The sequence below is a fragment of the Streptomyces sp. TRM49041 genome (assembly GCF_008271805.1).
Taxonomy (GTDB): Bacteria; Actinomycetota; Actinomycetes; order Streptomycetales; family Streptomycetaceae; genus Streptomyces.
Window position 1 is genome coordinate 95127 of record NZ_VSRY01000171.1, and the last position, 23528, is coordinate 118654.

Genomic DNA, 23528 nt, shown 5'->3' on the forward strand with positions numbered 1-23528 from the left:
GTGGGAGCGGTGGGAGCGGGGTCGGTGGGGCCGGTGGTGGGGTTGCCTGCATCGTTGTCTGACCTCGGCGTGGCTGCCACGGCGATTCCTCCGGTCGGGTAACGCGTCGGCGGCGACGCGGGTTTCATGGAGGTGCTTCGGATGATGCGGGAGGTGGTACGTGGGGGGTGGTGCGGAAGGCAGAGGGATCGCGTGCGGGCGCGCATCACCGTTCCGGGGGGTGACGTGCCGGTGTGGTACGCCACCCCCCGGTCCGGCTGCCGTGTACCCCGCTCGGGTTCACGGCGACCGGCCGAGGGCCGTCCCCCTCGGCCGGACTTCGTGGATCGACGCCGGGGCTCAGCCCTGGGCGGCGATACGGGCGAGGCGCTGGGCCTCGTCCCGGGTGGAACGCGCGATGGCGTCCTCGTCGGCGGTCAGCAGCCGGTTGTTCTCGACGATCTGCTTGCCGTTGACGAACGACGCGGTGACCGGGGCCGCCGCGCCGAAGACGAGTGCGGTGACCGGGTCGGCGATGGAGGCGTGGGCGAGGGTGTCCAGCCTCCACAGCACGAGGTCGGCGAGCTTGCCCGGCTCCAGGGAGCCGATCTGGCCGGCGCGGCCGAGGACCTGGGCGCCGCCGTAGGTGCCGAGGCGCAGTGCCTGGCGGGCGTTGAGGGCGGCCTCGCGGTGGGCGCCGAGCCGGTTGATGAGCAGGGCGTTGCGCAGCTCGGTGTGGAGTTCGCCGGACTCGTTGGAGGCGGTGCCGTCGACGCCGAGGCCGACCGGGACTCCGGCCTTGAGCATGTCGGGTACGCGGGCGATGCCGGCGGCGAGGCGGGCGTTGGACGACGGGCAGTGGGCGACGCCGGTCTTCGTACGGGCGAACGCCTCGATGTCGGAGTCGTTCATATGGACGCAGTGCGCCATCCACACGTCCTCGCCGAGCCAGCCGGTCGACTCGAAGTAGTCGGTGGGGCCGAGGCCGAACAGTTCCTTGCAGAACCGCTCCTCCTCCACGGTCTCGGAACCGTGGGTGTGCATGCGCACGCCCAGCCGGCGGGCGAGCTCGGCGCCCTGCTTCAGCAGTTCGGTGGAGACGGAGAAGGGCGAGCAGGGTGCGACGGCGACCTGGGTCATCGCGTCGAAGGAGGCGTCGTGGTGCTTCTTGACGGTCTCCTCGGTGCCGGCGAGCGCGCCTTCGAGGGTCTCGACCGCGAAGTCCGGCGGCAGGCCGCCGTCCTTCACGCTGCGGTCCATGGAACCGCGGGCGAGGGTGAAGCGGACGCCCATCTCGGACGCGGCACGGATGATCGCGCCGGAGAGGTCGCGGGAGCCGTGCGGGAAGACGTAGTGGTGGTCCATGGCGGTGGTGACGCCGCCGCGGGCCATCATCGCGAGGGAGCCCTGGGCCGCCGAGTACACCATCGGCTCGTCGATCCGCGCCCACGTCGGGTAGAGGGCGACGAGCCAGTCGAAGAGGTTGTGGTCGGTGGCGAGGCCGCGGGTGATCCACTGGTAGAAGTGGTGGTGGGTGTTGACCAGGCCGGGGGTGACGAGGTGACCGGTGCCGTCGATACGGCGGGCCACGTCCGTCAGGCCGTCGGGGGCCTGTCCCGCACCGATCGACTCGATCCTGTTGTCCGCGATGACGACGTGACCCGAGGCGTACTCGGTGTCCTGGGCGTCGACGGTCGCGATCGCGCAGTTCTCGATCACGATGCGCTGGGCTGCTGCCGAAGGTGCCATGGCGGTGCGTCCTTCTTCTTACAGGTGGCGAGAGTGGGCACGGCAGGACCCTAGGAGGATTTGAGTGCCGCGGCCGGGCGGCTGCGGGTGCCGAGTGGGTGATGACGCGAGCGTGGGGAGGGAGGGGGAGGGAGGGCCGTCCGTCCCGACCCGCCGAGGCGGGGCGGACGGCCGACCGGGTCAGAGGTTGGTCATGTCGACCGGGATACGCGCGTCCGCGCCGTCCCGCAGGATGGTGGCCTCGATCAGGCCGTACGGGCGGTCCGCCGCGAAGTACACCTCGTTGTCGTTCTTGAGCCCGAACGGCTCCAGGTCCACGAGGAAGTGGTGCTTGTTCGGGAGGCTGAAGCGTACTTCGTCGATCTCCGAGCGGTTGTTGATGATCCGCGAGCCCATCTGGTACAGCGTCTGCTGCAGCGACAGCGAGTACGTCTCGGCGAAGGCCTGGAGCATGTGCTTCTTGACCTGCGCGTAGGACTTCTCCCAGTTGGGCATGCGCTGGTCGTCGTCGGTCCAGTTGAACCGCCAGCGGCCGGAGACCTGCGTCGCGAGGATGCGGTCGTACGCCTCCTGGAGGGTCGTGTACTTGTCCTTCACGTACCCCCAGAACTCCGAGTTGGTGGAGTTCATGACGACGAGGTCCTTCAGACCCGAGATGACCTGCCAGTGCTCACCGTCGTAGGTGATCTCGGTGACGCGGGTCTCCTGGCCCTGGCGGACGAAGGAGTGCCTGACCTCGTCGGAGCCGATGAACTTCGAGTTGGCGTCGGACGTGGCGATGCGCTCCCAGGCGTACTCCTCGATCCGGATGCGCGCCTGGTGGATGGGCTCCTGGCTGGTCACGAAGTGCCGGGCGAGGTGGATGCCGAACTGCTCGGCGGACTCGATGCCGTACTCCTTGGCGAACGCGTACACCGTGTTCTTGGTGGTGTCCGTGGGGAGGACGTTGGCGTTCGAGCCGGAGTAGTGGACGTCGTCCATGTCACCGGAGAGGGCGACCGAGACGTTCAGGTCCTTGATGTGGTGGGTCGCGCCGTCCCGCGTGATCTTTACGACGCGGTTCTCCGACTTCCCGTACTGGTTCTGGCCGAGAATCGTGGGCATGGTGGCTGCTAGCTCCCTCGGTAAACGGAGTAGCCGAACGGGTTGAGCAGCAGCGGTACGTGGTAGTGCTCGCCCGGTACGACGGCGAAGGTGATCGCCACCTCGGGGAAGAACACGCCGCTGTCCCGTGTCGCGGGGGCGTCCTGCTGTGCCTCGGCTTGCTTCTTGACGAAGTACGCCTCGGTCTCGAAGTCGAGGCGTACATGGGTCGTACCTTCCGGCAGGGCCGGAAGGTCCTTGCACCGCCCGTCCGCGTCGGTCGCGGAGCCGCCGAGAGCCGCCCACTCCGCGTCGCGGCCGGCGCGGGCCGCGAGGGAGATGGCGACGCCCTCGGCGGGGCGGCCGGCACTGGTGTCCAGGATGTGTGTGGACACCGACGCGGTGGTGTGCGTACTCATGCGGGATCTTCCTCCACTAGGCGGGTCAGGCGGATCCGGTTGATCTTGCCCAGTTCGGTGCGGACGATCTCCCGCTCCTGCTCGGGCGTGTTCTCGATCCGCTCGCGGACCGCGTCGCGCATCTGCTCGCCGGTAAGGCCGGTGGCGCAGATGAGGAAGACGTGGCCGAACTTCTCCTGGTACGCCAGGTTCAGTTCGAGCATGTCGGCCTTCAGCTGCTCGGAGGCGCCGGCCATCCCGCGCTGTTCGCGGGCGGACGTGGGGTCCCCGGCCTTCGGGCGGCCGATCGGCGCGTGTCCGGCCATCGCCTCGGCCAGGTCCTCGGCGGTCAGCTCCGCCATGGCGGCCTCGCCGGCGCGGAGGAGGTCGTCGGCCGTGGCGTACGGGCGCCGGGCGAGCAGTGTGCCGCCCCATGCCGAGCTGGCGCACACCTCGTGCAGCGCGGCTAGCGCGTCGCCGTCCGCGGAGGTGTTGAACCGGGTGAGGCCCGGTGTCGAGGTACTCGAAGTCACGGGGAGCCTCCGTGGCTGTTTCTCGCTGTGCGTCTGACGGGCTGCGGACAGCTAACGCCCTGCGACGGCACCCCGTCAACACTTTGTTGAAAAATCTGTGTGACATGAAAGCCGCCGCCCGGACACCCGGGCGACGACCTCGGTTCTACTTGCCCTTGGCGGCATTCTCCCTGTTCAGGTAGTTGTACACGGTGAACCGGCTGACGCCGAGCGCACCGGCCACCGTCTCCACGCCGTGCCGTACGGAGAAGGCGCCGCGCGCCTCGAGGCCGCGGACGACCTCCTGCTTGCTCTTGCGGTCCAGCTCGGCGAGCGGCATGCCGTGCCGCCGCTCCAGAGCGGCCAGAATGTGCTCCAGGGAGTCGGCGAGCTGCGGCAGCCGTACGGCGAGGACGTCCTCGCCCTCCCAGGCGAGCACCACGTCGTCGGGGCCCGCCTGCCCGGGCGGAAGCACCCGTCCGCCCATGGCGTCGACGAGCGGCTTCACCGCGGTGATCAGCGGGTGGTCGCCGGATGCGCTCACTTCTCGTCCTTCCCGACGACGTTCACCTGGAGCGAGACCCGGGTCGCCCCGGCCTCCAGGGAGCGGCGCAGCAGGGCGTCCACCGCGGTGAGCACGGCTTCGGCACGGCCTTCCGCCGTATTGCCGAAGGGGCCGACGTCGACGGCGTCCAGCTCGGCGCCCTGGATGACCTCGCGGGCGACGACGGCGTGGGCCGGCGCCTCGTCGAGGTCGAACGGTTCGGTCGTGAACTCGACCCTCAATCGCTCCATGACCTCACCGTAACGCCGCGGCCGGGGGCGTCCACCTCTCGGGTGGCCCTTGACAAGGACCCCGCTCCACTTGCACTCTTCCATCACGCAGAAATTAACTTCCGCCATACGGGAGGAGCGCCGCCCCTCATGGCCCGCTTTTCAGAAGACGCAGGCAAGGCCCAGCGCTTCGATGTGAACCTGTCGATCCTCTTCACCGAGCTCCCGCTCCTGGAGCGCCCCGCGGCGGCCGCCGCGGCGGGCTTCACCGCGGTGGAGCTGTGGTGGCCCTGGATCGAGACGCCCACGCCGCCGCAGAGCGAGCTCGACGCCCTGAAGAAGGCGCTGGACGACGCCGGCACACGGCTGGTGGGGCTGAACTTCTACGCCGGGCAGCTGCCCGGCCCGGACCGCGGCGCCCTCTCCGTACCCGGTGAGGAGTCGGACCGCTTCCGCGCCAACATCGAGGTGGCTGCCGGCTTCGCCGCCTCGGTCGGCTGCAAGGCGCTCAACGCGCTGTACGGCAACCGCGTGGACGGCGCCGACCCGGCCGCCCAGGACGAACTCGCCCTGGAGAACCTGGTCCTGGCGGCCCGCGCCGCCGACCGGATCGGCGCGACCCTGCTGATCGAGGCCCTCAACCAGCCGGAGTCGCCGCGCTACCCGCTGGTGAGCGCCCCGGCCGCGGTCGAGGTCGTCGACAAGGTCAACGCGGCCACGGGGCTCGGCAACGCCAGGTTCCTGCTGGACCTCTACCACCTGTCGATGAACGGCGAGGACCTGGAAGCGGTGATCGACGCGTACGCCGCGAAGACCGGCCATGTCCAGATCGCCGACAACCCGGGCCGCGGCGCGCCGGGCACCGGCGAGCTCGACCTCTCCGGGCTGCTGACCCGCCTGCGCGGGCGCGGCTACGACGGCTGGGTCGGCCTGGAGTATAAGGCCGGCGACCGCCCGAGCGCGGACGGCTTCGACTGGCTGCCGCAGCCGCTGCGCGCGGCCGACTGACCTTACGTACGAGAGTTCTGAGAGAGGTACCCGCATGAGCACGCTCGCCGCTTCCTCCCGGACCGCCCGCCCGGCGATCGCCTGGATCGGTCTCGGCATCATGGGCTCCCCCATGTCCGAGAACCTGCTGAAGGCCGGCTACCCCGTCACCGGCTTCACGCTGGAGCAGGAGAAGCTGGACCGGCTCGCCGAGGCGGGCGGCACCGCCGCCGCGTCGATCGCCGACGCGGTGCGCGACGCCGACGTCGTCATCACGATGGTCCCGGCGTCCCCGCAGGTCGAGGCCATCGCGTACGGCCCCGACGGCATCCTGGAGAACGCCAAGGAGGGTGCGCTGCTGATCGACATGTCGTCGATCACCCCGCAGACCTCGGTCGCCCTGGCGAAGGCCGCCGCCGCCAAGGGCATCCGGGTGCTCGACGCCCCGGTGTCCGGCGGTGAGGCCGGCGCCGTCGAGGCCGTGCTGTCCATCATGGTGGGCGGCGACCGGGCCGACTTCGACACCGCGAAGCCGATCTTCGAGGCGCTGGGCAGGACCATCGTCCTGTGCGGCCCGCACGGCTCCGGCCAGACGGTGAAGGCCGCCAACCAGCTGATCGTCGCCGTCAACATCCAGGCATGTGCCGAGGCCGTGGTCTTCCTGGAGAAGTCCGGCGTGGACCTGAAGGCCGCGCTCGACGTCCTCAACGGCGGCCTGGCCGGCTCGACCGTGCTGACCCGCAAGAAGGACAACTTCCTCGACCGCGACTTCGCCCCGGGCTTCCGGATCGACCTGCACCACAAGGACATGGGCATCGTCACCGACGCCGCCCGCAACGTCGGTGCGGCCCTCCCGGTCGGCGCCGTGGTCGCCCAGCTGGTCGCCTCGCTGCGCGCCCAGGGCGACGGCGGCCTTGACCACTCGGCCCTGCTGCGCGCCGTCGAGCGGCTCTCCGGCGGCCGGCTCTGACGGCGCGGCCGTAACCCCATGACTCCCGACCCGGCGCTCCGCCCCTGACACGGCCCCGGGCCGGGCCAGACTTCCGGCGGCGTCGGCGCTGACACCTGTCCTGTCGCGCCCAGGCGCCGGCGCCGTCCGGAACCCTCTCCTCCAATTTCAACAAACTGTTGACGCTACCTTCGGAGCGTACCTACGCTCCTGAGACCGCCAGCAGCCCCTGTACGGAAGGTCGACCCGACAACATGGCCCAGCGCGTGCTTACGACCGAGTCCGGCGCCCCGGTCGCCGACAACCAGAACTCCGCCACCGCCGGTGTCGGTGGCCCGATCCTGCTGCAGGACCAGCACCTGATCGAGAAGCTCGCCCGCTTCAACCGGGAGCGCATCCCGGAGCGTGTGGTGCACGCCCGTGGCTCCGGCGCCTACGGCCACTTCGAGGTGACCGACGACGTCACCGCGTACACGGAGGCGGACTTCCTGTCCGAGGTCGGCAAGCGCACCGAGCTGTTCCTGCGCTTCTCTACGGTCGCCGACTCGCTGGGCGGCGCGGACGCCGTCCGCGACCCGCGCGGTTTCGCGGTGAAGTTCTACACCGAGGAGGGCAACTACGACCTCGTCGGCAACAACACCCCGGTGTTCTTCATCAAGGACCCGGTCAAGTTCCCCGACTTCATCCACTCGCAGAAGCGCGACCCGTTCACGGGCAGGCAGGAGCCGGACAACGTCTGGGACTTCTGGGCGCACGCCCCCGAGGCCACGCACCAGATCACCTGGCTGATGGGCGACCGCGGCATCCCCGCGTCGTACCGCCACATGAACGGCTACGGCTCGCACACGTACCAGTGGACGAACGCCCAGGGCGAGGCGTTCTTCGTCAAGTACCACTTCAAGACGAACCAGGGCGTCCGCTGCCTCTCCTCCGAGCAGGCCGCGGAGGTCGTCGGCACGGACGCCAACTCGCACCAGACCGACCTGCTCCAGGCCATCGAGCGCGGTGTGAACCCGTCCTGGACGCTGTACGTCCAGATCATGCCGGCGGCCCAGGCCGCGGAGTACCGCTTCAACCCGTTCGACCTGACCAAGGTGTGGCCGCACGCCGACCACCCGCTGCGGCGGGTCGGCCGGCTGGTCCTCGACCGCAACCCGGACAACGTCTTCGCCGAGGTCGAGCAGGCCGCGTTCTCCCCGAACAACTTCGTGCCCGGCATCGGCCCTTCCCCGGACAAGATGCTCCAGGGCCGCCTCTTCGCCTACGCGGACGCCCACCGCTACCGCCTCGGTGTCAACCACACCCAGCTGCCGGTGAACGCCCCGAAGGCCGTTCCCGGGGGCGCCGCCGACAACTACGGCCGGGACGGCTTCATGGCCACCCGCAACGGCTCGCGCCACGACAAGAACTACGAGCCCAACTCGTACGCCGGTCCGTCCCAGACGGACCAGGCACTGTCCGCCGCTCTCGCGGTCTCCGGCCACACCGGCACCCACGCGGCCCCGGCCCACGTCAAGGACGACGACTTCTTCCAGGCCGGTGAGCTGTACCGGCTGATGTCGGAGGACGAGAAGAGCCGGCTCGTCGCGAACATCGCGGGCGGCCTGTCCCAGGTCTCCCGCGAGGACGTCATCGAGAAGAACCTCGCCCACTTCCACGCCGCCGACCCGGACTACGGCAAGCGCGTGGAGGAGGCGGTCCGCGCCCTGCGCGAGGACTGACCGCCCCGCATGCGGCGTACGGCGGCCGACGGGAGGTCGTCCGCCGTACGCCGTCCGTCCGGTGGCCCGGATGAGGGGTGGCCGCGGGTACGGACAGGGTGAGGGCCGCGGCGGTGTACGCGCCAGTGCGGTGGCGAGGGGTGTGCGGGCGTCTTCTTGACCTGAAGGAAGGCCACCCGCCCGCCCCGCCGGCACCGCCGCGGTCCCGAACCCACCTCCCCACCGCCCCCGTCCGGCGGCGCGAACGTCCTGTCGCGCCAGCCTCGCGCCGTCGGACGGTTTCATCTGTGCGGCGCGAGCGCGGAGCGCCGAGTCGGCCGCCGCCGAGCGCGCCGTTCGCACCGTCGCGCAGGCCCTGGCCCGGTGGCGGGGCCGGCGGGTGTGCCGTCGGTGGCGATGCCGGTGGCCGCGCTCGTGATCACCCTGTACCAGGCTGCGGACACCGACCTGCACGACGACGCCCCCTGTTCTCCCTGCGCACGGGCGACGACAGGGGGCGCTTTCGTCATGTTCGGGGCCGCGTCTAGGCTGCCGACCATGATTCGTGCTGTGGTGTTCGACGTCTGTGAGTGCCTCGTAGACGAGACCCGCGAGTACGGCACGTGGGCGGACTGGCTCGGCGTACCGCGCCACACGTTCGCCGCGATGTTCGGCGCCGTCATCGCCCAGGGCCGCGACTACCGCGAGACGTTTCAGGAGTTCCGGCCAGGGTTCGACCTGTACGCCGAGCGCGAGAAGCGCGCCGCCGCCGGGCATCCGGAGTGGTTCGGCGAGGATGACCTGTACCCGGACGTCCGCCCGGCCCTGGCGCAGCTCCGCGCCGACGGCCTGTGGCTCGGCATCGCCGGGAACCAAACCGTGCGGGCTGGCAGGCTCCTGCGCGAGCTGTTCATCAAGAACGTCGACCTGATCGGCACGTCGGACGACTGGGGCGCCAGCAAGCCTGACCCCGAGTTCTTCCACCGGGTCGCCGAGGTCGTTCCGTTCGACAGCTCGGAGATCCTCTACGTCGGGGACCGCGTCGACAACGACCTGCGGCCGGCGGCCGCGGCTGGGATGGAGTCCGCGCTTGTGCACCGCGGCCCGTGGGCGACGATCCAGTGGAACACCGAGGAGGCGGTGAAGCTCCCGACCTTCCGAGTCGAGAGCCTCGCAGAACTGCCAGGCCTGATCGCCGACTTCAACGAGCCAGGGCGCTGAGCGTCGTTCCCCACCCGTACAGCCGCTCGTCGAGGTCACGGACGCATGGCTCGTGCTGCCACGGCGCCAGCGCCCGCCGCACCTCCCGCACTCGTTCCATGCCGGTGGCGTACCACGTCGTATCGAGCTGATCGAGGGCCCGGACCGCGTATTCGCACGCGCGGTCCGGCTCCCCCGCCGTCGCTTCGACAGCAGCCAGGTCGCCCAGGATGACCGTGCGCTGCTTGTCGGCCTCGGTCGGCAGGTCGCTCAGGACGCTGAGCAGCGTCTCGCGCGCCTGCGGCAGGTGCCCTGCGCGCAGCTGCACATTGCCCTTGAACGCGGCCAGGCGGACCGGGCTGAACCAGTCCAGCCACGCCGGACTCGTGTGGCTGGAGCCCGCCGTGAGGATGTCCTCGGCGTGCCCGATCAGGTGCAGAGCCGTGCGGGTGTTGCCACAGCGGGTCTCGCACTCCGCCTCCACCGCGTCCAGCCACGCCAGCAAGTCAGCCGACGCCGGGCCGCGCCGGGCGTAGGCGCGGGCTGCCCGCATCCGCTCAGCAGCCGCCTCACGGTCGCCCGCCCACCCTGGAACGAACGCGGAGTGCGCGAGGACTGCCGCGCCGAGCAGCGGGTCGTCAGCCTCGCCTGCGGCCTGGAGCGCACGCACGTATGTGTCCCCGGCCTGGCCCGGCTCGCGCAGGTCGAAGAACTCGACGCGGCCGGCGAGGAGGCAGGTCTCGGCGAGGGCGTCGGCGATGGCCTGGCGGGTGGCGCCAGCGGTCTCGGGTAGCAGCGCCCAGCCGAGGGAGGCATGGGCGGTGACGGCGGGGTGGAGGGTGGCGGGGGCCACGGACCAGTACAGACGGCGGTGTGAGACTGTGACGGCCGCCACCCGCACCCGCACGTCCCGGACGGCACGCGCATGGTCGCGCTGTCCGACGACAAGGACGAGAACAGCCCCGTGCTGTACTTCACCCGGGCAGAGTTCACGAAGTTCCTCGACGGCGCCGCAGCCGGCGAGTTCGACCATCTCCGCGCCACCGACGCGGAGATGGAGCAGGCCGGCGTCACCGCGTCCGCGTGAACGCCGACCAGGTCAGCGCGGCGTTCGCGTATGTGCAGCAGCGGTTGAACAGGACTCCGTGCCGTGAATGCCGAGGCCGCAACACCGTCGCGCTCATCCACGAGCGCGCGGTGATCGTGTCGTGCGAGGACTGCGGAGGAGCCACCCGGAAGGGACAGCTCACCGCCGTGCCCGGGACCACCTGACCCTCGCCGCTGACCGCCCCGGCCGGCGCCACCCCCGCGCCCGGCCGGGGCCTCACCGTACGAGGTCAGCGGGGGGGGACACCGATCGCGTCGGCGATGAGGACGAGGGTGTCGGATGGTGGGGCGCTGTAGCCGTGCCGATGGAGATGATGACCGATCGGTCGATGCCGGTGCGCTCGCTGATGCCCTGCTGGGTGAGATTGGCGTGGAGCCGCGCTGCCCGGATCTGGTTGCCGAAAGCTCGTCGTCGGTCGAGGACCAGTCGGGCGGTGGGGTGGAGCATGGCGCGTGTCCACGCTCGATGGTTCTTGATCGTTTGCGTGCAGGGGTAGACGGGCTCGTACGACTACCCGGAGCGTGAGGGCATCCCGGCGCCCCGTCCCACCTCCGGGGGCGGGGGCGCCTTCGTGATGCCCTGCGTCAACCGACGGCGCCCTCCCGCCGACTCCACGCCTCCTCGACAGCATCAAGGGCCAGGCCCCACAGGTACTCCTGCGGGCGCCCCTGGCCCGGCTGGTTCGGGACGAACCCGCCCTCCCCGTACAGCACCGTCACGCCAGCGTCCCGGAGGATCTCCACGGAGCTGTCGAACGCCGGATGCTGCGCATAGGCCGCGTTCACGCACGGCACCGCCACGAGCGGGACACCCGTACCGATCCCCTCCGCCACAACCCCCACCACGAACGTCCCGGTCAACCCGAGCGCCCACGCGTTGACCGAGTTGAAGGTCGTCGGCGCAAAGAGGACCGCGTCGGCCCGCGGCCACACGTCCGAGTCCGTCCGGCTCGCCGGGCCGCCTGTAGTCGTACCGGACGGGACGCCCTGTGAGCACGGCCAGCCCGTCCAGGCTGGGCTCCAGCCAGTGGGCGGCCGTCGGCGTCAGGCCGAGGCAGACGTCCCAGCCACGGGCCTGCGCTTCCTCGATGACGCCGGCGACGTCGAACACGGGCGGGGCGGCGGAACAGAACAGGTAGAGGGTCCTCGTCATAGCCCAATCTGACCACATGGAACCGCCCCTGAACCGGGCTGGCCTCAGGGGCGGTTCACGCTCCAACGCCCATCCGGCTCGCGAGTGTTGTTCCAGATGATGCGTCAGGAACGAAGGCCGGTATCAGACGGGCTTCCCGGGCCGTCATCCTGCTTCCGGTACCGGGAAGACGACGAAGCGGGGGGCAAGTTGATGACGGTTCCCTCGTGAAGCACCGGGGGGGCGAGCCCTGCTTCGGGCGTAGGCGGGGCTCCGCCGTGTGGCGGAGGAGGCCGGGTCGGATACGTCCCTTGCGGCGACGCGGTCGGCGCGGGCGCGCGGACAGTATGGGCGCATGTTGAAGATGCGTGCTCTTCCGAATGTGCCGCGGTGGGCTGTCTTCGCCGCGCATGCGGTGCCGTTGGTGACCCTGCCCTCCGGGGTGTGGCGGGTCGCGTTGGGGCTTGGAGTGCCGTTGGCGGAGGACGGGGTGGATGTCGCGTACGCCGTGGTGCTCAGTGCCGTCGTCGAGGGGCTGGCGCTGTTGACGTTGGGGCTCGTGCGGGGGTGGGGTGAGGTCGTGCCGTTGCCGGGTGGGTGGCGGGTGCCGGCGCGTGGCGCCGTAGCGGTCGCGCTGTTGGGGGCCGCGGGGCTGTTGGCGGGGTTCGGGTGGTCCGGTTACGCCGTGTACGCCGGATTCGGGGACCTCAGTGTCGGGTCACCCGCACAGGATGTGGTGTTCCATCTCTGCTATGCGCCGCTGCTCGCTTGGCCGCTGCTGCTGATCGCCGTGACCGTCGCGTACCACCGCAGGCGGCGACCCGCGGCGCGCCCGTGACGACTGCCGGTCAAGCAACGGACTCCCTGGGCGTCGCCCCGGCCGCCGACTCGGCGAGGACGTGTTCCTCGCCCCACGCGTTCAGCGGCTCCAGCGCCGTGTTGAGGGCAAGCCCGCGCGGGGTCAGCGAGTACTCGACGCGGGGCGGCACCTCGTCGTACACCTCGCGGTGCACGATACCGTCGGCCTCCATCTCCCTCAGGTGCGAGGCGAGCACCTTCTCCGTCACGCCCGGGAGGCGGCGGCGCAACTCGCCGAAGCGGCAGGGCCGCGTGTGCAGCTCCCAGAGGATGAGGATCTTCCACTTCCCCGCGATCACATCCATCGCCGCGTCGACACCGCATGTGTACGGCTCCGGCCGCCGCATCGTCGCCATTCCGTCCCTCCTCCTGCCGTTCTGCCGTTCCTGCCCGGCTGCAGTCCGGCTGCCACCTGCACGCTTCCCTTGAGGGAACCACCCACTTCAAAGTGGGTACTTGAGCGTGCGCGCGCCTCGGACCAGCCTAGACGGCATGACTGACACACCTTCTTCCGCAGCCTCCCCCCGCCCCGCTCTGACACTGCTCGGCACCGGCGACATGGGTACCGCCCTCGGCCGCGCATGGCTGGCCGCCGGCCACCCGGTGACCGTCTGGAACCGCACCCCCGCCCGGACCGCCGCACTCGCGGCCGAGGGCGCGAGGGTCGCCGGCAGCGCCGCCGAGGCGGTGGCGGCGAACCGGCTCGTCGTCGCCTGCCTGCTCGACGACGCCTCGCTCGGCGAAGCCCTCGACGGCGCCGACCTGACCGGCCGCGACCTGGTGAACCTGACCACCGGCACGCCCGCCGAGGGCCGGGCCAGGGCCGCCTGGGCGGAGGCCGGGGGCGCCCGGTTCCTGGACGCGGGGATCATGGCGGTGCCGCCGATGATCGGCGTCCCGGAGTCCGGCGCGTACGTCTTCTACAGCGGCTCGGCCGCGCTCTTCGAAGAGCACCGGGGCACTCTGGCAGTCCCGGCCGCCACGACCTACGTCGGCGAGGACCCGGGCTTCGCCGCGCTCCACGACGTGGCCCTGCTGAGCGCCCTGTACGGCATGCTCGGCGGAGTCCTGCACGCCTTCGCGCTCATACACCGCGAGGACATCGCCCCCGGGGACCTGGCGGAGCTGCTGGTGCCGTGGCTCACCGCCATGGCGCCCATGGCTCACAAGACCGCCGAGCAGATCGCGAGCGGCGACTACGCCAAGGACGTCGTCTCCAACCTCGCCATGCAGGTCGCCGGCGGCGCCACGCTGCTGCGCACCGCACGCGAGCAGGGCACCAGCACGGAGCTGCTGACCCCGTACCTGGACCTGCTGCAGCGCCGCCTCGCCGCCGGCCACGGCGATGAGGACCTCGCGGGCGCTGTCGAACTCCTCGGCACCGACGGCCGCTGAGGGGGCCGCACCGGGTCCGTCGCCCGCCCGGTGCGTCGCCGCCGGACCGTCGGGCGGCAGGCGGTGGTCAGCGGGGTCAGCGGGGTCAGCAGGGTCAGCGGAGGCTGACCGAAATGATGTGGTGACGGCCCCTGTGCCGCGGTACGGTCGAAGACGTGACTGCCGGGTCGGCCATGGGCCATGAGCGAGTGAGGTTCCCGGCCTCGTCGTGAGGGCGGGGCGGGCCAGAGGGCCGCCCTTGGTGTGGTCGCGCGCGTCGCGCGCGGTATTCCTCCGCTTCCTCTTCTTTCTTCTTCTCTTCTTCTTCCGCACTTCATCGCCGCGCCTTGTACGCGCGCGTCCGTGCGTACGTGCCGCGCTCATCGACGTGAAGGACCATGATGACAGCAGACCTCAACCACACCGCCGTGTTCGCCTCCGACAAGCGGGCCTCCGCCCGGTTCCTCGCCGGGATCCTCGGGCTGGAGGTCGGGGCCCCGTTCGGGCCGTTCATACCGGTGGATACCGGGAACGGCGTGACGCTCGACTTCTACGAGAGCCCGGACGGCGCCCCGGTGGCCCCGCAGCACTACGCGTTCCTGGTGCCGGACGAGGAGTTCGACACGATGATCGACCGTCTGAAGGCGGCGGATGTCACGTACTACGCCGACCCGAACCACTCCGAGCCGCACCGGATCAACCGGCTCTTCGGCGGCCGGGGCGCCTACTTCGACGACCCCGACGGCCACAACATGGAGATCATGACCCGGCCGTACGCCCGCCCCGCATAAGGCGTGTCGCGCGCGTGGCGGCCGGCACAGGGAGGTGCGAGCGGGGAACGCGCACCGAGTGGGCCTGACGGGGCCGGATGACAGAGGACAGGCTCGCCGTCCGCAACGCCACGACACGACACGACACGACGGTGCCGGCCGCGGCCGTCAAGGAGTGGCCGCGGCCGGCACCTTCACGGCCCGCCCCAGCAGTCCGGGCCGTTTCACTGGTTGCCGAGGGCGCCCAGGCCGCGCTGGAGGTCCTCAAGGTTCATGCACGGCTGCACGGTGACCTCCGCGCCCGCCTGATCGAACAACGGCTCGGTGATCACAGGAAGCTGCGCGGGGTCGTCCATGTCGAAGACGATCACGCAGCTCCGGCGTCCCTTGTCCGGCGTGAAGTAGGCCGCTTCCGGCTTGAGCTGGTCCAGCATCGCCTTCAGGACCTCGGGCATACGGCCGCTCTTGATCAGCTGGCTGGACTTCTCGGTTTCCATCGTGGCGCGCAGCATCATGCGCATCGGCGTACTCCTCCGGGTGGGGTTCGACAGGTTCGACAGGTGCCCTGCTCACCCACTGTCCGATGCCCGCCCCCGCCCCGCCATCCGGGGTCCACCATCGTGGTGCATATGGCGCACAGGAGGGCGCAGACCGAGGTCCCTCCGCTTCCGGCGTCCGGCAGCGCGGCGCACGCCGGGGCCGATGCCGACGTCCCGGACCCAGGTCTTCCGCGACCTTGGCGCGCCGCGCCCGCCGCTACGACGACTCGCGGATCACCAGGGCTGTCGGCAGCACCAGTTGGCGCGGCTCCTCCTCCGTACCCGCGATCTCCTGGAGGAGCACCCGGGCCATCACGCGGCCCATCTCCTCGATCGGCTGGCGGACGCTCGTGAGCGGCGGGTCCATGTGTCGGGCCACCGCCGAGTCGTCGACGCCGATCAGGGCGACGTCGTCCGGGACCCGGCGGCCCGCCTCCCGCAGGGCCACGCGGGCGCCCGCCGCCATGACGTCCGACGCCGCGAACACCGCGTCCAGGTCGGGGCAGCGCTCCAGGAGGTCACGCATGGCGCGGCGGCCGCCCTCCTCGGTGAAGTCGGCCGAGGCGACCAGGTCCTCGTCCGCCACCAGGCCCGCCGCCGTGAGGCCCTGGCGGTAGCCGTCGAGGCGGCACCGGGCCACGTACATGTCGAGCGGGCCCGTGATGGTCGCGATCCGGCGACGCCCCCGGACCGCCAGGTGGCCGACCGCCGAGCGGCCCGCGCCGACGTTGTCGGAGTCCACGTACGCCACCGGCTCCGCCTCCGAGCGGCGGCCGTTGAGGACCGCGGGGATGCCCAGCTCCTGGACCACGTCCGGCAGCGGGTCGTCCGCGTGGACGGAGACCAGGAGGACGCCGTCGACGCGCTGGGCGGCGAGGTACTGCTCGAAGCGCCGGCGCTCCTTGCTGGAGCGGATCAGGGTGAGCAGGAGCTGCTTGTCGGCGTCCGCGAGTTCGGCGCTGACGCCTCGGATGATGTCCAGGAAGTACGGCTCCGCGAACAGCCTGGCCTCCGTCTCCGGGATCACCAGTGCCACCGCGTCCGTACGGGCTCCCGCGAGCGCGCGGGCGGCGCGGTTCGGTACGTAACCCAGCTCGGCGATGGCCCGCGCGACGGCGGCCTTGGCGCGGTCGCTCACCCGCGGCGAACCGTTGATCACGCGGGAGACCGTGCCCCGGCCGACGCCCGCACGGGCCGCGACCTCCTCAAGCGTGGGCCTGCCCGTCTGCCGTCCGTTCACCGCCATCGCGTCACGTCTCCCGTCCGTACTCAGCGCGCCGGCCCACCGCGGAGCCGGTGGCCGCGAAGCCGCTGCCCGGGGCCGCGAAGCTTCTGCCGCAGCCCAAACTAGAGCCTGCTGCGCTCCCCGGCCTCAGCGGGATGGCCAGTTCCTGACCCTGGGTGGTGGGAGCGCTCCCATCACACGCAGGAGCGCACCCCGAAGGCGAGCGCCCGCTGGTACGGCAGGCTCGCACGGACCGGCGTGCTTCCGGACGTGCCGGGGGCGTGAAGGCACGCGAGGGCGCGCGCTCCGGCCGGGGTGGGGTGACGGCCGGAGCGCGCGCGGTGTGGGGGGGTGCCCGGGGCGGGGCCTGCCCCGGGGCTGTGGCTGCTCGTACTGCCTGCTCGTACTGCCTGCTCGTACGGCTGCTCGCCCTGTTCCTCGTGTTCCTCGTACTACTTGTAGGCGGCGAACGCCTTCGTGAAGGCCAGCGGCTGCTGAAGGATCGAACTGCACGTCGCGTCGGCGTGGTTCACGGCCCCCGCGGCGCACTGCTTGTCACGGGTCGAGGACCACATCGACAGCCAGCCGATACCCTTCGACTTCGCGAAGTCGACGAGCTGCGTCGCGTCGTCGACCTTGAAGATCTCCGTCGTGACGTCGTTGACGCCGATCATCGGGGTGACCGCGACGGTCTTCCACGCGGCCGCGTCGGACAGCCCGAGCACTCCCTTCAGCTGCGCCTGTGTCGCCGTCGCCGCCTCGATCGCGTACTGGCCCATGTCGCCGCTGTACGCCGGGCCGTAGTCCATCGCCATGATGTTGACCGCGTCGATGCGTACGCCGTTCGTCCTGGCGTCGGCGAGCAGGTCCACGCCCGGCTGTGTGAGCCCCTCCGGCATGACGGGCAGCGTGAAGGACACGTTCAGGTCCGGATGCGCCTTCTGGAGCTGGGCGATGGCCTGCGCGCGGCGGGTGTTCGCGGTGCGGTCCGGCAGGGCCGCGCCCTCGATGTCGAAGTCGACCTTGGTCAGCTCGTACCGGTCGATGACCTTGCCGTAGGCGGCGGCCAGCTCGGCGGCGGTCGCGCAGTTGAGACCCAGCTCGCGCCCGGCGGCCCCGCCGAACGACACCCGTACGTCACCGCCCTTGGCGCGCAGGGCGCCGATCTGCGCGGCGACCCGGTCGCTCGCCAGGTCGGTGACACCGCCCCAGCGGGGGTCACAGCCTCCGCCGGCGGTGATGAACGCGAGGTTGAACTCCTTCACGCCCGTCCGGGCGGCGGTGTCGAGCAGGTCGTAGGCGGGGTGGAGGGAGGTGTCGACGTACGGCGCGAACCGCGCGCCGCGCGCCGGGCCGCCGGTCGGGGTCGTACTCGGCGTGGGCGTGGGGGCGGTCGTCGCGCTCGGGACTGGAGCGGCGGTCGGGGTGGCCGTCGGCGTCGGCGTGCCGGTCGGAGTCGGGGCCGGGGTCGGGATCGGCTGCTCGGTGGGGCGGCCGCTGGGCTGTGGCGTCGGGCCTTCGTCGGCGGAGCACCTGACCTCGTTGATGAGGCAGCCCGCCGGGTCGCCGGCCGTGCCGCCGCTCGCGCCCGTCACGAACCCGACGGTGACGGAGGCGCCCGGTGCGAGTTCCCGGTTCCAACTGGCGGGCTTGACGGTGACGTGCTGCCCGTCGACCGTGTGGTCGCCGTTCCAGAGGGAGTTGACCCGCGTGCCGGCGGGCAGGTCGAACTCCAGGGTCCAGCCGGACCGGGCCGTGCCGGTGGTGTTGGTGATGACGTACTGGCCTGTGTAGCCGCCGTCCCAGGCGCTGGTCCTGGTGTACGCCGCACTCACAGCGGCGGCCTGCGCGGTACCGGTGAAGGCGAACGCGGCGCCTCCGGCCACCGCGGCCGCCACCAGTGCCCCGATCACCTTCGCCCTGCCGCTCGTCCTGCGCCGGTGCGTGACTGTGCCCATCGCGTGCCTGCCTCGTGTACGGGGGTGGGGGGTGGATACGTGGCAGCACGCTAGCGACCCCGAATCGGACAAATACCCACTTCGGGACGCTGGTTGAGGATCTTAGGGTCCGCTTAAGGAACGCATCGGCAAGGGTTAAGGGGCGCTAGGCCGCCGCCCTGGTCCTCCGGCGGCCCACCCGGTGGCCTCGGCGGCCGACACCCCGGCCGCCGAGGCGCCGGCCGTCCAGAGCGAGCCAGATACGGACCTCCGTGCCGCCCAGGACGGAGTGGCCGATGCGTACGTCGCCGCCGGTGGACTCGGCGACGCGGCGGACGATGTCCAGGCCGAGGCCCGTCGACCCGTCGCGCGCCCCGCTGTTGCCGCGGGCGAGCGCCGCATCCGGGTCGGCGATGCCCTGCCCTGCGTCCGAGACGAGGACGATCACCGCGTCGTCGCCGTTGTGGACGTCGACCGAGAACGCCGTGCCCTCCGGGGTGTGCCGGAAGACGTTGCCGAGCAGCGCGTCCAGCGCGGCCGCCAGTTCCGGCCTGGCCACCGGGATGCGTACGGGCCGGTCGACACCGGCCAGCCGTACCTTGCGGCCCTCGTCCTCGGCGAGCGCCGACCAGAACGCCATCCGGTCCCGTACGACCTCGGAGACGTCGCAGCCGCTGCCGGGCCCGGCCGCCTGGGTCTGCGGCTTGGCCTCGCGGGCCGTACGGATGATGGTGTCGATCTCCCGCTCCAGCTGCTCCACGGCGGCCCGGGTCTGGTCGGCGGCCGGGCCCTCGCCGAGCGACGCGGCGTTCAGGCGCAGGACCGTCAGTGGCGTACGCAGACGGTGGGAGAGGTCGGCGGCCAGCTCCCGCTCGTTGGCGAGGAGTTGGACGACCTGGTCGGCCATCGAGTTGAAGGCGACGGCCGCGGACTTCAGCTCGGCGGGCCCGTCCTCCGGCACACGCGCGCCGAGCCTGCCCTCGCCCAGGTCGTGCGCCGCGCGCGCCAGGCGCTGGGCGGGCAGCACCATGCGTACGCCGAGCCGGTCGGCGACCGCGACGGAGCCCACGATCAGGGCGACGCCCACGCCCGTGAGGACGAGCCACGCGGTGGCCAGGCCGTTGGTGAGCTCGCCCTCCGGGACGAAGACCTCGACGATGGCGATCTGGCCGGTGCCGAGCGCGGTCGGCTGGAGCAGTACGGAACCGCCGTCCACGTCGGTGGTCGAGGCGCGCGGCACGCGGCGTACGGTCGCCAGGTCCTTCTCCGCGGCCCGGCCCGTGCCGATCTCCATGTCAGGGGCGCCCGGCTGGTCCGGCGGCGCCGGGATGTGCACCGCCATGCGCCCGTCAGCGCCGGCCTGCGTAGAGGCGACGGCCCGGTCGAGGGCGGCCCGGTCGGTGGTGATGGACAGGGTGGGGCCGATCGCGGCGGCCTGCCGCTCGGCGTTGCCGAAGGCCCGGTCGCGGGCCAGCTCCTTGATGACCAGGCCGAGTGGTACGGCGAAGGCCACGACGACCATCGCCGTGACGGCCAGCGCCACCTTGACCAGTGCCCATCTCACTGCGGCGGCTCCAGCTTCACGCCGACGCCTCTGAGGGTGTGGAGGTACCGCGGGCTCGCCGCGGTCTCGCCCAGCTTCCGGCGCAGCCACGACAGATGCACATCGATGGTCTGGTCGTCGCCGTACGCCTGCCGCCACACCTCGGCGAGCAGTTCCCGGCGCGGTACGACGACACCCGGCCGCCCGGCGAGGAAGGCCAGCAGGTCGAACTCACGGCGCGTCAGGTCGAGCCGTCGGCCGTCGAGTTCGGCCTGGCGGCGCAGCGGGTCGATGGCGAGGCCGCCGACCCGGATGACCGTGCTCGGCGCCTCCTCCCCGGCACCGCCGCCGCGCGCGCGGCGCAGCACCGCGGCCATCCGCGCGGACAGGTGCTCCACCGAGAACGGCTTGGTGAGGTAGTCGTCGGCCCCGTCGTTGAGGAGCCGTACGATCTCCGCCTCGTCGTCCCGGGCGGTCGCGATGATCACCGGTACGTCGGTGATGCCGCGCAGCATCTTCAGCGCCTCCGCCCCGTCCAGATCGGGCAGACCGAGGTCCAGGACGACCACGTCGAAGCGGAGATGGGCCACCTCGCGCAGCGCCTCCAGTGCCGTGCCGACGCTCCGTACCGTGTGGGACGCCTCGGTCAGGTGCCGGATGAGGGCGGAGCGCACGAACTGGTCGTCCTCGACCACGAGCACACTTGCCATGGGCGGCACCGTACGCCATAAGGCGGAATGAGGGGGACCGATGTTGACGCCGTGGGCGCGTGGTGCACTATGGCCCGGATGCGAAGAGGACTCGTTCACGCCTTGGCGTGGTCGCTCGCCACAGGCGCGGCGGTCACCCTCTCGTGGTGGGGCGTGCACACGGTGATGTCCGGCACGGTGTACGACCGGCCGAGCGCCGTGCCGCTCACGGCGACCGGCGACAGCCCGGCGGCGCCGCGGCCCGAGCCGCAGGCGTCGTCGACGCAGCGCCCGCGCCCGAGCACCTCCCCGTCGACCCGTCCTCCGGCCGCCTCCTCGACCGCCCCGCGGCCGACCGCGCCGTCGGGCCCGGCGGACCGGAGCCGCACGGCGACGCCCCCGCCGTCGCCCGTACCGTCCGCCGCGGGCACGTCCACCGGGTCCGTGAAGAGTTACGTCGTCGACGGCGGCCGGGTCGTTTTCGACATGGGCGACACCTCGGCCGAACTGGTGTCGGCGACCCCGGCGTCCGGCTGGCAGATGCAGGTGTGGAAGCAGGACACCTGGATCCGGGTCACCTTCACCCGGGACGACCGGGAGATCTCGGTGTTCTGCGTCTGGCACGACACGGCACCCCGCGTGGAGATCGACGACCGCCGTACCTAGTGCCCTTACCGGCGGAACGCCGAAGGGGGCGGTTCCGGCGACGCCTTGGAGCCGGCGTCGGTCACCGCGGCCGCACCGCCCGTGAAGTCGGCGAGGGCACGCCCGTGTTCCACCCTGCCCGGGTGCGGGTCGGTCGCGACACGGCGGGCCAGCTCGGTGACGGGCAGCGGGGTGTCGGAGGCGACGAGGACGGCGTTGCCGAAGCGGCGGCCGCGCAGCACGACCGGGTCGGCGGCGAGCGCCAGTTCGGGGAAGACGGCGGCCGCGGTGGCGATCTGGCCGCGCAGATGGGCCAGCGGCGGCCCGTCGGCGATGTTCGCGGCGTAGTGCCCGCCGGGCTTCAGCACCCGCCGTACCTCGGTGAGGAACTCCGTGCTGGTGAGGTGGGCCGGGGTGCGGGCACCGCTGAAGACGTCCGCGACGACCAGGTCCGCCCAGCCGTCCGGGAGCTTGCCGAGCCCCGCGCGCGCGTCGCCGCCGCGTACCCGTATCCGCGCGGCGGGGTCGAGGGGCAGAGCACGGCGGACGAACTGGACGAGCGGTGCGTCGATCTCGACGATCTGCTGCGTGGAGCGGGGGCGGGTCGCGGCCAGGTAGCGGGCGAGCGTGAAGGCCCCGCCGCCGAGGTGCACGGCGTGCAGGGGCCGCCCGGGCTGCGCGGCGAGGTCGATGACGTGCCCGAGGCGCCGCTGGTAGGCGAATTCCAGGTGGGCGGGGTCGTCGAGGTCGACATGCGACTGCGGGGCCCCGTCGATGAGCAGCGTCCACGCCCTGGGCCGCTCCCGGTCGGGTACGAGCTCGGCGAGCCCGCCGTCGACGGTCTCGCTGACCGTCTCGGAGGCCGCCGCCCGGCCGCGCCGCTGTCTGTTCCTCGCCACGGCACCATTATCGACGCCGCGACGCGGGCCGCGGTCCGGGACCGGGGCGGGCGGAGGAGGAGGAAGGGGCCGAGGGCCAAAGCCAGGGGTCAGGGCGCTGGAGCGGCAGATCGCGGCCCTGGGGCACATCGTGCCGAACGAGAGTGCGTCCGCGACCCCGGTGCCTCTGCTGCGCCGACGCAGCCGCTGACCTACGCGGCCTGCCACCGGGTCGCTTGAAGACCTGCCGACCGTGCCAGAGGACGAACTTCGGGTCAATGGCGGGCCGACCGGGCCGGGGGCATCGCGACGGACTGCCCATGGAGAGAGTCGATGGCCTGTCCCGCACGACCTCGGCCCACGTACAGCTGGGAGACCTGGATCCGCAGGTCGGGGAGGAGCCCGAGGACGCCGAGGTCGAAGAGGATGTGCTGGCCGTCCCGGTCCCGCAGCTCCCACAGCGCGCGCTCCAAGTGCACGAACGGCATCGCCGCCCGCTCGCGTGCCCGGGAGGGGTTCGTCATAGTCGGCCCGAAGTCGTTGATCAGCCGACTGACCAGCTCCTCCGCTCGTCGTACGGGACGGCCATGCTGCCGGACTCGGCGATCGGCCTGAGGTTCCCCCTAGATGCGGGGAAAGGTGACAGCAGGTCAGTTGGGACCCATGAGAGGAGCCCAGGCGATGCCTGCCCCGAGAAAGTACCCGCTGGAGTTAGCTGATGGCCGAACCCATGCCGGAGATGTGCACCGCCACCTCATCGCCCGGAACGACCGTGCCCACCCCTGCGGGCGTGCCGGTCAGGAGCACATCGCCCGGCTCCAGGGTGACCGCCGCCGTGATGGACGCCAGCAGAGAGGCGACCGAATGCAGCATCGTGTCCGTCCGGCCGACTGCCGCTCGGTTCCGTTGACCTCGCACCGCACGTCCAACTTCGTCCGGTCGAGGTCGGTGGTGATCCACGGGTCGAGCAGACAGAAGGTGTCGAACGCCTTCGTCCAGGACGGCTGTCGGTCCTCCCGCTGGATCTCGCGGGCGGTCACGTCGTTGGCGCAGGTGTGCCGAAGACGTAGTCCAGTACCTGCTCGGCGAGGATGTCGCGAGCCGTGCGGCCGATGACGACGGCGAGCTCGACCTCGTAGTGCACCTCGCGTGACTGGGCCGGGTAGCGAATCGGCTCGCCGGGGCCGATCACCGCGGACGGCGGCTTGAAGAAGAGCCGGGGCGCGGCTGGCGTGTCGAGGCTCAACTCGGTGATGTGGTCAGCGTAGTTCCGGCCGACCGCGATGATCTTCCTGGGCGTGATCGGGGCGAGCAGACGTACGTCAGCGAGGGGGACGCGGCGGCCTGTGGACTCCGCCGCGCCTCTCAGCGGATCGGCGTCAGCGCCTCCAGGGCATCATTGCCGCCGGTGGCTATGAGGCGCCCGTGAAGGACCTCACCCAGCCACTCGAACCTTGCCAGCCGCTGCGATTTATCCGTCAGCTTCATGCACGCATCGTA

26 protein-coding genes and 4 pseudogenes are annotated in these 23528 nt (G+C 71.5%); 10 read left to right on the forward strand and 20 right to left on the reverse strand.

The genetic code is table 11. The annotated features are described in order from the left end of the window. Positions 1–339 precede the first annotated feature (339 nt). The 6 genes from FVS66_RS31615 to FVS66_RS31640 all read right to left on the reverse strand — a co-directional run bounded on the left by FVS66_RS31615 (position 340) and on the right by FVS66_RS31640 (position 4516). Positions 340–1728, reverse strand: coding sequence for an 8-oxoguanine deaminase (locus tag FVS66_RS31615; protein WP_149184687.1), 1389 nt, complete (start codon positions 1726–1728; stop codon positions 340–342). A 180-nt stretch (positions 1729–1908) separates the two neighbouring features. Then, on the reverse strand, positions 1909–2832 hold the full coding sequence (gene pucL, locus FVS66_RS31620; protein WP_149184688.1) for a factor-independent urate hydroxylase: 924 nt from the start codon (positions 2830–2832) through the stop codon (positions 1909–1911). An 8-nt stretch (positions 2833–2840) separates the two neighbouring features. Further along, positions 2841–3230 (reverse strand): hydroxyisourate hydrolase, encoded by a 390-nt coding sequence (gene uraH / locus FVS66_RS31625; protein ID WP_149184689.1) that lies wholly within the window; start codon positions 3228–3230, stop codon positions 2841–2843. Next, positions 3227–3742 (reverse strand): 2-oxo-4-hydroxy-4-carboxy-5-ureidoimidazoline decarboxylase, encoded by a 516-nt coding sequence (gene uraD, locus FVS66_RS31630; protein WP_149184690.1) that lies wholly within the window; start codon positions 3740–3742, stop codon positions 3227–3229. The genes uraH and uraD overlap by 4 nt, the downstream gene beginning before the upstream one ends. A gap of 145 nt (positions 3743–3887) precedes the next feature. Further along, the gene (locus tag FVS66_RS31635) at positions 3888–4208 is read right to left on the reverse strand and encodes a helix-turn-helix domain-containing protein (protein WP_399226736.1); all 321 of its coding nucleotides are present in this window, start codon (positions 4206–4208) and stop codon (positions 3888–3890) included. Positions 4209–4261: 53 nt separating this feature from the next. Continuing rightward, positions 4262–4516 (reverse strand): hypothetical protein, encoded by a 255-nt coding sequence (locus tag FVS66_RS31640; RefSeq protein WP_149184692.1) that lies wholly within the window; start codon positions 4514–4516, stop codon positions 4262–4264. A gap of 129 nt (positions 4517–4645) precedes the next feature. Between FVS66_RS31640 and FVS66_RS31645 the strand changes: the two genes are divergently transcribed. The 4 genes from FVS66_RS31645 (at position 4646) to FVS66_RS31660 (ending at position 9352) form a co-directional block, all read left to right on the forward strand. Beyond that, positions 4646–5503 (forward strand): TIM barrel protein, encoded by an 858-nt coding sequence (locus FVS66_RS31645; RefSeq protein WP_149184693.1) that lies wholly within the window; start codon positions 4646–4648, stop codon positions 5501–5503. 34 nt (positions 5504–5537) lie between these two features. Beyond that, positions 5538–6452 (forward strand): 2-hydroxy-3-oxopropionate reductase, encoded by a 915-nt coding sequence (locus tag FVS66_RS31650; protein ID WP_149184694.1) that lies wholly within the window; start codon positions 5538–5540, stop codon positions 6450–6452. Between the two features lie 233 nt (positions 6453–6685). Beyond that, a complete protein-coding gene (locus FVS66_RS31655) occupies positions 6686–8152 on the forward strand; it encodes a catalase (protein ID WP_149184695.1) in 1467 nt (488 codons plus the stop codon). A gap of 537 nt (positions 8153–8689) precedes the next feature. Beyond that, a complete protein-coding gene (locus tag FVS66_RS31660) occupies positions 8690–9352 on the forward strand; it encodes an HAD family hydrolase (RefSeq protein WP_149184696.1) in 663 nt (220 codons plus the stop codon). Here the strand turns inward: FVS66_RS31660 and FVS66_RS31665 are convergent. Next, positions 9333–10220: pseudogene (locus FVS66_RS31665) on the reverse strand (transcriptional regulator); the annotation flags it as partial. The gene FVS66_RS31660 and the pseudogene FVS66_RS31665 overlap by 20 nt on opposite strands. A gap of 36 nt (positions 10221–10256) precedes the next feature. On the opposite strand from FVS66_RS31665, the gene FVS66_RS31670 reads away from it, so the two are divergent. Both FVS66_RS31670 and FVS66_RS31675 read left to right on the forward strand, forming a co-directional pair. Further along, positions 10257–10418, forward strand: coding sequence for a DUF397 domain-containing protein (locus FVS66_RS31670; protein ID WP_149184697.1), 162 nt, complete (start codon positions 10257–10259; stop codon positions 10416–10418). Next, complete coding sequence (locus FVS66_RS31675; protein ID WP_149184698.1) at positions 10415–10603, forward strand: hypothetical protein; 189 nt, start codon at positions 10415–10417, stop codon at positions 10601–10603. Before FVS66_RS31670 ends, FVS66_RS31675 begins: the two co-directional genes overlap by 4 nt. A gap of 52 nt (positions 10604–10655) precedes the next feature. On the opposite strand, the gene FVS66_RS31680 is transcribed toward FVS66_RS31675, so the two are convergent. Further along, complete coding sequence (locus FVS66_RS31680; RefSeq protein ID WP_149184699.1) at positions 10656–10886, reverse strand: helix-turn-helix transcriptional regulator; 231 nt, start codon at positions 10884–10886, stop codon at positions 10656–10658. A 137-nt stretch (positions 10887–11023) separates the two neighbouring features. Beyond that, positions 11024–11591, reverse strand: a pseudogene (locus tag FVS66_RS31685) (flavoprotein). 334 nt (positions 11592–11925) lie between these two features. On the opposite strand from FVS66_RS31685, the gene FVS66_RS31690 reads away from it, so the two are divergent. After that, positions 11926–12408 (forward strand): hypothetical protein, encoded by a 483-nt coding sequence (locus tag FVS66_RS31690; RefSeq protein WP_149184700.1) that lies wholly within the window; start codon positions 11926–11928, stop codon positions 12406–12408. Between the two features lie 10 nt (positions 12409–12418). Here FVS66_RS31690 and FVS66_RS31695 read toward each other — a convergent pair whose 3' ends face one another. Next, positions 12419–12784 carry a helix-turn-helix domain-containing protein gene (locus FVS66_RS31695; RefSeq protein ID WP_149184701.1) on the reverse strand — a complete coding sequence of 122 codons (366 nt, stop codon included), beginning with the start codon at positions 12782–12784 and terminating at the stop codon, positions 12419–12421. 136 nt (positions 12785–12920) lie between these two features. Here FVS66_RS31695 and FVS66_RS31700 point away from each other — a divergent pair, with 136 nt between their 5' ends. Then, entirely contained in the window at positions 12921–13823 is a 903-nt protein-coding gene (locus tag FVS66_RS31700) for an NAD(P)-binding domain-containing protein (RefSeq protein ID WP_149184702.1), read from the forward strand. 377 nt (positions 13824–14200) lie between these two features. After that, on the forward strand, positions 14201–14593 hold the full coding sequence (locus tag FVS66_RS31705; protein WP_399226701.1) for a VOC family protein: 393 nt from the start codon (positions 14201–14203) through the stop codon (positions 14591–14593). A gap of 203 nt (positions 14594–14796) precedes the next feature. Here FVS66_RS31705 and FVS66_RS31710 read toward each other — a convergent pair whose 3' ends face one another. The 5 genes from FVS66_RS31710 to FVS66_RS31730 form a co-directional block, all read right to left on the reverse strand. After that, the gene (locus FVS66_RS31710; protein WP_149184703.1) at positions 14797–15093 is read right to left on the reverse strand and encodes a DUF3303 family protein; all 297 of its coding nucleotides are present in this window, start codon (positions 15091–15093) and stop codon (positions 14797–14799) included. A gap of 235 nt (positions 15094–15328) precedes the next feature. After that, complete coding sequence (locus tag FVS66_RS31715; protein ID WP_149184704.1) at positions 15329–16357, reverse strand: LacI family DNA-binding transcriptional regulator; 1029 nt, start codon at positions 16355–16357, stop codon at positions 15329–15331. Positions 16358–16788: 431 nt separating this feature from the next. Beyond that, positions 16789–18294 carry a cellulose binding domain-containing protein gene (locus FVS66_RS31720; RefSeq protein WP_149184705.1) on the reverse strand — a complete coding sequence of 502 codons (1506 nt, stop codon included), beginning with the start codon at positions 18292–18294 and terminating at the stop codon, positions 16789–16791. A 145-nt stretch (positions 18295–18439) separates the two neighbouring features. Then, positions 18440–19837, reverse strand: coding sequence for a HAMP domain-containing sensor histidine kinase (locus FVS66_RS31725; RefSeq protein WP_149184706.1), 1398 nt, complete (start codon positions 19835–19837; stop codon positions 18440–18442). Beyond that, positions 19834–20526, reverse strand: coding sequence for a response regulator transcription factor (locus FVS66_RS31730; RefSeq protein ID WP_187645781.1), 693 nt, complete (start codon positions 20524–20526; stop codon positions 19834–19836). The genes FVS66_RS31725 and FVS66_RS31730 overlap by 4 nt, the downstream gene beginning before the upstream one ends. A gap of 69 nt (positions 20527–20595) precedes the next feature. Here FVS66_RS31730 and FVS66_RS31735 point away from each other — a divergent pair, with 69 nt between their 5' ends. Further along, a complete protein-coding gene (locus tag FVS66_RS31735) occupies positions 20596–21171 on the forward strand; it encodes a hypothetical protein (protein WP_149184708.1) in 576 nt (191 codons plus the stop codon). Between the two features lie 5 nt (positions 21172–21176). Here the strand turns inward: FVS66_RS31735 and FVS66_RS31740 are convergent, their stop codons facing one another. From FVS66_RS31740 to FVS66_RS36380, 5 genes and pseudogenes are all read right to left on the reverse strand, one after another. Next, a complete protein-coding gene (locus FVS66_RS31740) occupies positions 21177–22049 on the reverse strand; it encodes a fused MFS/spermidine synthase (protein WP_262387313.1) in 873 nt (290 codons plus the stop codon). Between the two features lie 208 nt (positions 22050–22257). Then, positions 22258–22632 (reverse strand): annotated as a pseudogene (locus FVS66_RS31745) (hypothetical protein); the annotation flags it as partial. A 107-nt stretch (positions 22633–22739) separates the two neighbouring features. After that, positions 22740–23068, reverse strand: a pseudogene (locus tag FVS66_RS36370) (fumarylacetoacetate hydrolase family protein). After that, complete coding sequence (locus tag FVS66_RS36375; RefSeq protein ID WP_262387316.1) at positions 23065–23274, reverse strand: fumarylacetoacetate hydrolase family protein; 210 nt, start codon at positions 23272–23274, stop codon at positions 23065–23067. Before FVS66_RS36375 ends, FVS66_RS36370 begins: the two are co-directional and overlap by 4 nt. A 119-nt stretch (positions 23275–23393) precedes the next feature. Continuing rightward, positions 23394–23516: a hypothetical protein gene (locus FVS66_RS36380; RefSeq protein WP_262387317.1), complete on the reverse strand. Its 123-nt coding sequence runs from the start codon at positions 23514–23516 to the stop codon at positions 23394–23396. Positions 23517–23528 lie beyond the last annotated feature (12 nt).